The sequence below is a fragment of the Amycolatopsis sp. H20-H5 genome, assembly GCF_035828755.1.
In the GTDB taxonomy this organism is placed as follows: domain Bacteria; phylum Actinomycetota; class Actinomycetes; order Mycobacteriales; family Pseudonocardiaceae; genus Amycolatopsis.
In genome coordinates this window covers 87,574-96,891 of the sequence record NZ_JAYMZS010000002.1, presented here as the reverse complement: position 1 = coordinate 96,891, position 9,318 = coordinate 87,574, and the positions used below count along the sequence as shown (strand labels likewise).

Sequence of the window (9,318 nt, the reverse complement as noted above, 5' to 3'; positions counted from 1 at the left end):
GGCAGGCGTCGTCCGGGTCGAGTCGCTGGCGCAGCTGTTCGACACCGCGCGCGTGGTCGCCCCCCCGCCGCTGCCCGCCGGGCCGCGGGGCGGCATCGTCGGCAACTCCAGCGCGATCGGCCTGCTCGCCGCGGACACCGCGCGGGCGCAGGGGCTGAAGCTCGCCTTCGACCCGGTGGACGTCGGCCCGCAGGCCGGTCCTGACGAGTTCGCGGCCGCCGTGCGCGAGGCGCTCAACTCCCCGGACGCCGACGCGCTCGTCGTGGTTTTCGTGCCCCCGCTGGCGATCCCGGGCACCGCCTACGCCCGCGCGCTGCGGGAGGCCGTCGTCGAGCTGGCCAAGGACAAGCCGATCGTGTCCACCTTCCTCGCCGCCGAAGGGGTCCCGGCCGAGCTCGCGGTGCTGTCCGAGGACGGCGCCCCGACGCGGGGTTCGGTGCCCTCGTACCCCAGCCCGGAGCGGGCGGTGAGCGCGCTGGCGAAGGTGATCCGATACGCCGCGTGGCGCCAGCGTCCACAAGGGACTTTCGTGCGGCCGGGCGGGCTGCACGTGGAGAAGGCGCAGGAGATCGTGCGGGAGTTGCTGTCGGCCGAGGACGGCAAGACCACCGTGCTTTCCGACGCCGACGTCGTCCGCCTCCTCGGCTGCTACGGCGTCGAAGTGGTCCCGTTCCAGGTCGCCTCCACCGCGGGCGAAGCGGTGTCGGCGGCCGCGGAACTCGGCTACCCGGTGACGCTCAAGGCCGTCGACGAGCGGCTGCGCGGCCGCCCGGACCTGGCGGGCGTCCGGCTCGACCTGTCGTCCGAGGAGTCTGTCCGCACCGCCTATCGCACTCTGTGCGAGGTCTCCGGTGAGGTCGACGTCTACGTCCAGCAGATGGCGCCCAAGGGGATCTCGTGCGTGATCGGCCTGCAGGACGACCCCTCGTTCGGCACGCTGGTGTCGTTCGGGCTGTCCGGTCTGGTCAGCAACCTGCTGGGGGACCGGGCGTACCGCGCGGTGCCGCTCACCGACGTCGACGCCGCCACCCTGCTCGGCGAGCCGCGCACCGCGCCGCTGCTCACCGGCTATCGCGGTGACGAGCCCGCCGACCTCGCCGCCCTGCAGGACATCGTGCTGCGGGTGGCCGCGCTCGCCGAGGACAACCCCGAGGTCCGTTCGCTGGCGCTGGACCCGATCCTCGCCTCGCCGGAGGGCGCGTTCGTGGCCAACGCCCGGGTCATGCTCGGCCCGACGCCTTCGCGCCCCGACACCGGGCCGCGCCGCCTGCGCCCCATTACCGCGCCCGGCGACTGAGCCCGACGGTACAAATCCGGGGGTAATTCTGGCCTGACGTGATCCGGACAGATCGGGCAACGTCTCGTCCCATGAGTACGAACCCCGCGTCCCGCAGAACCGAAGACCGCCGCCGGGGCGGCCTTCTCACCACCCTCCTGCTCGTGTACGGGCTGGCCGCGGTGCTCACCGTGGTGCTGGAGGTCGGCTCGCTGATCGTCGTTTCCGGCCGCGGGCGGGACCTCCCGATCCCGGTGGTGCTGGCGATGGTCCTGGACGCGGTGCAGATCTTCGCCGTGCTCGGCGTGTGGCTGTGGCGCAGGTTCGCCGTCGGGGTCCTTTACCCGGTGCTCGCGCTGGGCACGATCATCAACCTGGTCAGTGCCACGGCGGGGACGCTGCCGATCATCCTGGTCCGGATCCTGCTGGCGGTCCTGCTGGCCGTCGCGCTGTCGAAGAAGTGGGAACGCTTCGCCTGACCCGGGTTTCAGGTCAACGGCAGGTAGTCGTGCCCGCGGCCGGGCCGGTGCCAGATCGGCCGCGGGCACGTCAGGCCCTCGGCGGCGAGGGTCCGTTTCACCACCTTGTGGGTGGCCGTGCGGGGCAGTTCGGTCACCAGCCGGACATAGCGCGGCCACTGCTTCGGCCCCAGATCCGGCTGGGTGGCGAGGAAATTGCCCAATCCGGCCGGGTCGAAGCCGTCGGCGGGCACGAGCGCGGCCATCACCTGGTCGCCCACCGCGGGATCGGGCACCGCGTACACGGCCGCGTCGGTGATCCCGGGATGGCGCAGCAGCACCCGTTCGATCGGCGCGGTGCCCAGGTTCTCGCCGTCGACCCGCAGCCAGTCGCCGAGCCGCCCGGCGAAGTGGCAGAAGCCGTCCGCGTCGAGGTAGGCGAGGTCGCCGGTGTGGTACATCCCGCCGCGCAACCGGTCGGCCTCCGCGCCGGGGTCGCCGTAGTACCCGGCGAACCAGCCCGCGCCGGTGGTGTTGACCAGTTCGCCGACGGCTTCGGCCTCGTTGAGCAGCCGTCCGGTGTCGTCGAACTTCGCCGCCGGGCAGGGCAGCCCCGTCGACGGGTGCAGGATCCGTATTCCGTCCAGCAGTCGTCCCAGCGAGCCCGGCGGGGTCAGGGCGTCCCGCGCGAAGTTGACGCCGCCCTCGGTGGAGCCGAACGCGTCGAGCACGTGGCAGCCGAAGCGCTCGCCGAACTTCGTCAGGTCCGCCTCCGCGCCTTCGTTGCCGTAAACGATCTTCAGCGGGTTGTCGGCGTCGTCGGGCCGGGGCGGGGTGGCGAGGACGTACGAGAGCGGCTTGCCAACGTAATTCGCGAAGGTCGCGTCGAACTTCCTCACGTCGTCGAGGAAACCCGAGGCGGAGAACCTCCGCCGCAGCGCGATCGCCGCGCCCGCGGCGAGGCCGACGGACCAGCCCGCCATCACGGCGTTGGAGTGGAACAGCGGCATGGCGACATAGGTGGTGTCCTGAGTGGACAGTCCGAACCGGTCGGCGAGCATCCGGCCGGGGAAGGCGATCTTGCCGTGCGTGCACCGGACGGCCTTCGGCTCGCCGCTGGTGCCGGAGGTGAAGATCAGCATCAGCAGGTCCTCGGGCGTGGACGGGACCGGCCGCGGCCGGGCACCCCGGCACGCGCGCAGCCGGTCCTCGTACTCCTCGCCGCCGATGACCAGGACGTCGACGTCACCGTCTTCGAGCAGGGACGCGTACCGCTGCTCGGCGAGCACCACCTGGCAGTCCGCCAGCCGGACGTCCCTGATCAGGGCGGCGCCCCGGCGGCCGGGATTGAGCCCGGTCAGCACGCTGCCGGACAGCGCCGCGCCGCCGAGCAGGAACGAGAACTCCGGGACGTTGTCCGCGAGCACCCCGAAATGCGGCGGCGAGCCCGGCCTCAGCAGCCCGTGCAGCAACTCCGCACGCTCCGCGCAGGCCCGCACGTGCTCGGCCCACGACCACCGCCTGTCCTCGAACTTGAGCCCGTCACCCGGGTCGTCGGCGCGCGCGAGCAGGAGCTCCGTCACCGTCGGCACGTCACCCATCCGACCTCCCCGTTTCCGCCGTCCGCGCACCCGCGTCCACGATCTGTGCGCATTTGCCAGCCTGCCAGCCAGCCAGCCAGCCTGCCGCGTCGCCGCTGTGTCGCGGACGGCGATGTACACGGCTCGTGGACACGGCATGGTCAGGCCGGGGTGGTGGCGAGGAGGGTGCCGAGGCCGCGGAGCTGGGCGGTCGCGCCGCCGAGGGTGAACTCCAGGCGTTTGGCGGCGGCGAAGTAGCGGTGCAGGGGGCCGTCGACGTCGATGCCGACGCCGCCGTGGACGTGCACCGCGGTGTGCGCGACACGGTGCCCGGCTTCGGCCGCCCAGAACTTGGCGGTCGCGACCTCCTCGGCCGCTGGGTGGCCTTCGCTGAGGCGCCAGGCGGCCTGCCAGAGGGTGAGCCGGACGGCTTCGACGTCGAGGTAGGCGTCGGCCAGCCGCTGCCGTACGGCTTGGAAGCTCCCGATGACGTGGCCGAACTGCTCGCGCTCGCGGGCGTAGGCCGCGGTGAGCTCCAAAGCTCGTTCGAGTACGCCGAGCTGCTGTGCGCACAGGCCCACGGTGCCGCGCTGCCGGATCCACTCGCCGACGTCGCCCAGCGACGCGGCGGCCGTCGCACCGGAGAGCTCGACCAGCGCCGCGTCGGCGTGGTCGATCGTCCGCTGGGGTGACACGGCGACGCCGGGGGCGTCGGCGTCGAGCACGAAGACGGCCCGCTCGCCGTCGAGGTCCGCCTCGACGAGCAGCCCGTGGGCGAACGCGGCGAAGGGCACGGCTGTCTGCGTGCCGGTCAGCCGCCAGCCGTCCGGCGACGGCTCGGCGGTGAAGCCGCAGGGGGAGCCGAAGTCCGGGAGTGCGACGGTGAGCACGCGCGCCCCGCGCAGGGCCGGGACCGTCCAGCGTTCGGCCAGTTCGGCGTCGCCGAACTCGGCCAGCGCCGAGGCCGCCATCGTGATCGACGTCAGATACGGCACCGGCGCCACCGCGCGGCCGATCTCGGCCAGGACCGAACACTGTTCCAGCAGCCCGAAACCGCCGCCGCCGACCTGCTGCGGCAGGGCGGCGTCGACCACGCCGGCCTTGGCCAGCACCGTCCATAAGGGAGCGTCGTGGCCACCGGAACCGTGGGCTCCCAGCAGCTCCGGGGTGACCTTGTCGGTGAGGATCCGGCGGGTCAGCGCGGCGAGGTCCTGCTGGGCGTCGGTCAGGGTGAAGTCCATGGTCGCTCCTAGCGGGTGACGGGCAGGCCGAGGGCGGTGGCGGCGACGATGTCGCGCTGGACCTCGTTCGTGCCGCCGCCGAAGGTCAGGATCAGCGAGGACCGGTGCAGCCGCTCGACCCGTCCGCGCAGCAGTGCGCCGGGGGAGCCCTCGCGCACGACGGCGCCCGCGCCGAGGACCTCCATCAGCAGGCGGTAGGCCTCGATGGCGAACTCCGTGCCGAACACCTTCGTCGCCGACGCCTCCGCCGGGCCGAGTTCGCCTGCCGACGCGATCTTCCAGTTCCGCAGCTTGAGGTACTCGGCCTGGGCGTGCACCCGCGCCAGGTGCAGCCGCACCCATTCGGCGTCGATCACCCGGCTGCCGTCGGGCTGCTTGGTCGCCTGCGCCCAGGCCCGCACCTCCCGCAGCATCGACTGGACCGGCGCGGCCGAGGTCAGCGCGACGCGCTCGTGGTTGAGCTGGTTGGTGATGAGCGGCCAGCCCGCGTTCTCGTCCGCCACCCGGGAGGTCACCGGCACGCGGACGTCGTCGTAGTAGGTGGCGCTGGTGCCGGGCCCGGCCATCGTGTGGACCTTCGTCCACGAAAAACCCTGCGCCGACGTCGGCACGATCAGCATGCTGAGGCCCTTGTGCTTGCGCGCCTCGGGGTCGGTCCGCACGGCGAGCCACACGTAGTCGGCGTATTCGATCAGGCTGGTCCACATCTTCTGGCCGTTGACGACGTACTCGTCGCCGTCCCGCACGGCCTTGGTCCGCAGCGACGCCAGGTCGGTCCCGGCGCCGGCCTCGGAGTAGCCGATCGAGAAATGCAGCTCGCCCGCGGCGATCTTCGGCAGGTAGAACGCCTTCTGGTCCGGGGTGCCGAAGCGCATGATCGTGGGCCCGATGGTGTTCACCGTGAGGAACGGGACGGGCACCCCCGCGACGGCCGCTTCGTCGGTGAACACGAGCTGGTCCAGCGTCGACCGGTCCTGCCCGCCGTACTCGCGCGGCCAGCCGAGCGCGAGCCAGCCACTGCGGCCCAGCTCGCGGACGATTTCCTTGTACGCCAAGCCGTCGCCGTACTCGCCGCTGCCCGACGCGAGCCCGTCGCGGCGCTCCGGCGTCATCAGCTCGGCGAAGTACGCCCGCAGCTCGTCGCGGAGCTCGCGTTGCTCGGGCGTGTAGTCGATCCGCATCCGTTACCTCCGCCGGGCGCTGTGCCTGTTCCGCCGTACCCGTACTCGGCGCTACAGTAGAACCTGTTCTAGTTGTACCAGGTGCACGCGACGGGAGGAAGCATGGAGATCGGCGTCGATCGGTCGCTCTGCGAGGCCAACGCGGTCTGTGTCGGCTTCGCGCCGGAGGTCTTCGACCTCGACGACGAGGAGGAACTGGTCGTCACCCCGGGCGAGATCACCGAGGAAAAAGTGGAACGTGTTTCGCTTGCTGTCACGGGCTGCCCGAAGAATGCCCTGTTCATGACCAGTTAGCACCGTTTATCTAGCCCTTGCTTCCGGCAAGAACAGATTCTAGTGTGGGCCGGGAGAGGCGGACCGGGACCGGTCCGCCGTGCTTCAGCGAGGAGGCCTCCGGTGAGTTTGGCGGGCAAGACGGCGATCGTCACCGGCGCCGGGGCGGGCCTGGGCCGCGCGGAGGCCCTCGCGCTCGCGGCGGCCGGGGCGTCGGTCGTGGTCAACGACGTCTCGGAGGTCGCCCACGTGGTGGCGGCCGAGATCGAGGCGGCCGGGGGAAAGGCGCTCGCCGTCACCGGTGACGTCTCCGAACGGGCCACCGCCGACGCGCTGACGGCCGCCGCCGTGGAGCACTTCGGCGGCCTCCACATCCTGGTCAACAACGCGGGCGTGCTGCGCGACCGGATGCTCTTCTCGATGTCCGACGACGAGTGGGACACCGTGCTGCGGGTACACCTGCGCGGCCACTTCCTGTTGTCCCGCAACGCCGGGGCGTACTGGCGCCAGCAGTCTAAAGTGGAGGGTAAGCCAGTGTACGCGCGACTGGTCAACACCGCGTCCGAGGCCTTCCTCATCGGCTCACCCGGCCAGCCGAACTACGCTGCCGCGAAGGCGGGCATCGCCGCGCTGACCGTGTCGGCCGCACGGGGGATGGGCCGCTACGGCGTCCGCGCGAACGCCATCTGCCCGCGCGCGAGAACCGCGATGACCGAAGGCGTGTTCGGCGCCGACGCGCCCACCGAGGGCGTCGACCCGCTGTCGGTGGACCACGTCGCGCCCTTCGTGGCGTTCCTCGCCTCGCCCGCCGCCGAGCGGATCAGCGGGCAGGTCTTCGTCGTGCACGGCGGCATGGTCGCCCTGCTCCGGCCGCCTTCCGTCGAGCAGCGATTCGACACGGAGAACGGCGTCTGGAACGCCGCGGAACTCGAAACGAGCATCGGCGGGTACTTCGCCGAGCGCGATCCGGAGCGGATGTTCGCCGCCTCGGAAATCCTCTCTTAGGAGCGGCATGACCCTCACCGTGCAACCGCATCGCGAATCGGTCGGTCTGAAGGCCGGTCAGCTCTTCATCGACGGCCAGTGGGGCCCCGCGCGCGACGGCGCGACCTGGCCGCACCACCACCCGGCCACCGGCGAGGCCATCGGCGAGTTCGCCGTCGCTTCGGCCGCCGACGTCGACGACGCGGTGGCCGCCGCGCGCAGGGCGTTCGACTCGGGCGCGTGGTCGTACTCCCGTGCCACCGTGCGGATCCAGCTGCTTCACCGCTACGCGAATCTCCTGCGCGAACACGCCGACGAACTCCGTGCGTTGCAAGCGCTGGACAACGGCGTCCCGTTGTCGTTCGGGGCCATCTACGCGACGTCGGTGGGCGCGGCCGCGGACGTGTTCGACCACCACGCGGGCTGGGTCGACAAGATCGGCGGGCAGACGCTGCCGCCGTACCAGGGCGGCGACCACCTCGCGATGACGTTCCGCGAACCGATCGGCGTGGTCGCGGCGATCCTCCCCTGGAACGCGCCCTTCCTGCTGTTCGCGCAGAAGATCGCGCCCGCCCTCGCGGCGGGCTGCACGGTGGTGCTCAAGGCGAGCGAGTTCGCGACGTTCTCCGTGCTGCGCATGGTCGAACTGCTCGGGGAGGCCGGTCTCCCGGCCGGGGTGCTCAACCTCGTCACCGGTCCGGGTGACCCCACCGGGGAACGGCTGATCACCCATCCGGACGTCGACAAGGTCAGCTTCACCGGCAGCCGCGCGGTCGGCAAACGGATCGTCGAGGCGTCCGCGGGCACCCTCAAGCGAGTCTCGCTGGAGCTCGGCGGCAAGAGCCCGGCGCTCGTTTTCCAGGACGCACCCAACGTCGGCCTCGCCGCGATGACCACGATGGGCGCGGTCACCATGGGCCTGTCCGGCCAGGCGTGCGTCGCGAACACCCGCGCGCTCGTGCACCGCGACGTCTACGAGGAGTTCCTCGGCGCGGCACAGGGGATGGCGGGCATGATCACCTACGGCGACCCGTTCGACCCCGGCGTCATCTCCAGCCCGCTGATCAACGCGCGGCAACTCGAACGCGTGCTCGGGTACATCGAAAAGGGGAAGACCGAGGGCAGGCTCGTCACCGGTGGTGAGCGGCTCGGCGGCGACCTCGCGAACGGGAACTTCGTGCAGCCGACGATCTTCGCCGACGTCGACAACTCCGCGACCATCGCGCAGGAGGAGATCTTCGGCCCGGTGCTCGCGGTCGTTCCGTTCGACACCGAGGAAGAGGCCGTCGCACTGGCCAACGACACGGAGTACGGGCTCGGCGCCGGGGTGTTCACCGCCGACGTCCAGCGCGCGTTCCGGGTCGCCCGCAGGCTGCGCGTGGGCACGATCGGGATCAACGGCTTCCAGGTCGAGCCGCACCTCCCGTTCGGCGGGTTCAAGCAGTCCGGGCTCGGGCGTGAGGGCGGGCAGTCGGCGTTCGAGGCGTTCACCGAACTCAAGACCGTCCTGATGCCGCTCGGTGAGGAGCTCATGTGACCGGCAGGCTCGACGGCAAGGTCGCCCTGATCACCGGCGCCGCACGGGGACAGGGCGAGGCCGCAGCGCGCGAGTTCGTCGCTCAGGGCGCGCGGGTGGTGATCGCCGACCTCAACGACGACGCGGGCGAAGCGCTCGCGGACGAACTCGGCGAAGCGGCCCTCTACCAGCATCTCGACGTCGGCGACGAGGCCGATTGGGAAGCCGCGGTGAAGCGCGCCGTCGAAGAGTTCGGGCCGCCGACGGTGCTGGTCAACAACGCCGGGATCCTGCATTTCTCGGAGCTCGCGAAGACCACCCTAGCCGATTACGAACGTGTTATCAGAGTGAATCAGATCGGGGCGTTTCTCGGCATGCGTTCGGTCGTTGAACCCATGTCCGGGGCCGGTGGCGGCTCCATCGTGAACGTGTCCTCTGTGGAGGGTCTCGCCGGGATGCCTTACCTCGTGGCCTATACCGCCAGCAAGTTCGCGATCCGCGGGATGACCAAGGTCGCGGCCTTGGAGCTGGGCTCGAAGAACATCCGGGTCAACTCGGTGCACCCCGGCGCGATCGACACCAAGATGGTGTCCACCGCGATCGGGGGCGTCGAGGTGGACCTGTCACGGATCGGCAAGAAACTCGCGCTCGGCCGGGTGGGCAGGCCGGAGGAGATCGCGAAGCTGGTGCTGTTCCTCGCGAGCGACGAAAGCTCGTACTGCACCGGCGCCGAGTTCGCCGCCGATGGTGGTGCCACGGCGACGCATGCCCTGAAAGTGTGAGTGAACACCGCTAACGGAAAGTGGCGG

The 9,318-nt window shown here is 71.1% G+C and carries 9 protein-coding genes; 6 read left to right on the top strand and 3 right to left on the bottom strand.

Features of this window, described 5'->3' with window-relative positions; translation table 11 throughout:
- Together QMK34_RS01520 and QMK34_RS01515 are read left to right on the top strand one after the other, a co-directional pair.
- The coding region (locus tag QMK34_RS01520; RefSeq protein ID WP_326410472.1) for an acetate--CoA ligase family protein at positions 1-1,297 on the top strand (1,297 nt) is incomplete at its 5' end.
- Positions 1,298-1,368: 71 nt separating this feature from the next.
- Positions 1,369-1,755: a hypothetical protein gene (locus QMK34_RS01515; protein ID WP_326410469.1), complete on the top strand. Its 387-nt coding sequence runs from the start codon at positions 1,369-1,371 to the stop codon at positions 1,753-1,755.
- 8 nt (positions 1,756-1,763) lie between these two features.
- On the opposite strand, the gene QMK34_RS01510 is transcribed toward QMK34_RS01515, so the two are convergent.
- The 3 genes from QMK34_RS01510 to QMK34_RS01500 form a co-directional block, all read right to left on the bottom strand.
- Complete coding sequence (locus QMK34_RS01510) at positions 1,764-3,335, bottom strand: long-chain-fatty-acid--CoA ligase (protein WP_326410466.1); 1,572 nt, start codon at positions 3,333-3,335, stop codon at positions 1,764-1,766.
- Positions 3,336-3,475: 140 nt separating this feature from the next.
- A complete protein-coding gene (locus QMK34_RS01505) occupies positions 3,476-4,555 on the bottom strand; it encodes an acyl-CoA dehydrogenase family protein (protein WP_326410463.1) in 1,080 nt (359 codons plus the stop codon).
- A gap of 8 nt (positions 4,556-4,563) precedes the next feature.
- Entirely contained in the window at positions 4,564-5,736 is a 1,173-nt protein-coding gene (locus QMK34_RS01500) for an acyl-CoA dehydrogenase family protein (RefSeq protein ID WP_326410461.1), read from the bottom strand.
- Positions 5,737-5,838: 102 nt separating this feature from the next.
- Here QMK34_RS01500 and QMK34_RS01495 point away from each other — a divergent pair, with 102 nt between their 5' ends.
- The 4 genes from QMK34_RS01495 to QMK34_RS01480 all read left to right on the top strand — a co-directional run bounded on the left by QMK34_RS01495 (position 5,839) and on the right by QMK34_RS01480 (position 9,291).
- The gene (locus tag QMK34_RS01495) at positions 5,839-6,030 is read left to right on the top strand and encodes a ferredoxin (RefSeq protein WP_326410458.1); all 192 of its coding nucleotides are present in this window, start codon (positions 5,839-5,841) and stop codon (positions 6,028-6,030) included.
- Between the two features lie 102 nt (positions 6,031-6,132).
- The gene (locus QMK34_RS01490) at positions 6,133-7,014 is read left to right on the top strand and encodes a 3-oxoacyl-ACP reductase (RefSeq protein WP_326410455.1); all 882 of its coding nucleotides are present in this window, start codon (positions 6,133-6,135) and stop codon (positions 7,012-7,014) included.
- A gap of 7 nt (positions 7,015-7,021) precedes the next feature.
- On the top strand, positions 7,022-8,530 hold the full coding sequence (locus QMK34_RS01485) for an aldehyde dehydrogenase family protein (protein ID WP_326410453.1): 1,509 nt from the start codon (positions 7,022-7,024) through the stop codon (positions 8,528-8,530).
- Complete coding sequence (locus QMK34_RS01480) at positions 8,527-9,291, top strand: glucose 1-dehydrogenase (protein ID WP_326410450.1); 765 nt, start codon at positions 8,527-8,529, stop codon at positions 9,289-9,291. Before QMK34_RS01485 ends, QMK34_RS01480 begins: the two co-directional genes overlap by 4 nt.
- Positions 9,292-9,318: the final 27 nt, after the last annotated feature.

Bases quoted from the DNA above. Each gene is read 5' to 3' on its own strand.
- QMK34_RS01515 (WP_326410469.1), top strand. From the start codon at position 1,369: ATGAGTACGAACCCCGCGTCCCGCAGAACCGAAGACCGCCGCCGGGGC.
- QMK34_RS01510 (WP_326410466.1), bottom strand. From the start codon at position 3,335: ATGGGTGACGTGCCGACGGTGACGGAGCTCCTGCTCGCGCGCGCCGAC.
- QMK34_RS01505 (WP_326410463.1), bottom strand. From the start codon at position 4,555: ATGGACTTCACCCTGACCGACGCCCAGCAGGACCTCGCCGCGCTGACC.
- QMK34_RS01500 (WP_326410461.1), bottom strand. From the start codon at position 5,736: ATGCGGATCGACTACACGCCCGAGCAACGCGAGCTCCGCGACGAGCTG.
- QMK34_RS01495 (WP_326410458.1), top strand. From the start codon at position 5,839: ATGGAGATCGGCGTCGATCGGTCGCTCTGCGAGGCCAACGCGGTCTGT.
- QMK34_RS01485 (WP_326410453.1), top strand. From the start codon at position 7,022: ATGACCCTCACCGTGCAACCGCATCGCGAATCGGTCGGTCTGAAGGCC.